Origin of the sequence: Proteiniclasticum sediminis (assembly GCF_018128025.1) — a bacterium.
In the GTDB taxonomy this organism is placed as follows: domain Bacteria; phylum Bacillota; class Clostridia; order Clostridiales; family Clostridiaceae; genus Proteiniclasticum; species Proteiniclasticum sediminis.
Window position 1 is genome coordinate 1 of record NZ_JAGSCS010000064.1, and the last position, 774, is coordinate 774.

A 774-nucleotide genomic window follows, 5' to 3' on the forward strand; every position below is an offset into this window, starting at 1 on the left:
TGTTCTTTGAAAACTGCATAATGGAAGAAAAAGTAAAGTAAACAAAGCATTTCATAAGAAATGTCATTTTGAGTAACTTAAAGATTAAGCTACAAAGAGTGCATGGTGAATGCCTTGGCATCAGGAGTCGAAGAAGGTCGTGATAAGCTGCGATAAGCTTGGGGTAGGCGCACATAGCCCGAGAACCCAAGATCACCGAATGAGGCAACTCACTGGGGTAACCCCCAGTATCCATAGATGAATTCATAGTCTATTGGAGGACAAACCCAGGGAACTGAAACATCTAAGTACCTGGAGGAAGAGAAAGAAACATCGATTTCCCTAGTAGCGGCGAGCGAACGGGAAAGAGCCCAAACCGGAAACTTGTTTCCGGGGTTGCGGACGATCCGTCAAGTACGGTTATTCTTTAGCAGAGCACAGCTGGAAAGCTGGACCATAGGGGGTAATAGTCCCGTATGCGAAAAAGAAGACCCCGAAGGATCGATCCAGAGTACCACGAGACACGTGAAACCTTGTGGGAAGCAGGGAGGACCACCTCCCAAGGCTAAATACTACCTGATGACCGATAGTGAAGCAGTACCGTGAGGGAAAGGTGAAAAGAACCCCGGGAGGGGAGTGAAAGAGAACCTGAAACCGTGCACTTACAACCGGCCAGAGCACGATTAGAACGTGTGATGGCGTGCTTTTTGTAGAACGAGCCAACGAGTTACGATATGCAGCAAGGTTAAGCACTTTAGGTGCGGAGCCGAAGGGAAACCGAGTCTTAAGAGGGCA

General features: G+C 48.2%; 1 rRNA gene. It reads left to right on the forward strand.

Annotation, left to right across the window (positions count from 1 at the left end):
* Positions 1–82 precede the first annotated feature (82 nt).
* A 23S ribosomal RNA gene (locus tag KCG48_RS14540) occupies positions 83–774 on the forward strand; the annotation flags it as partial.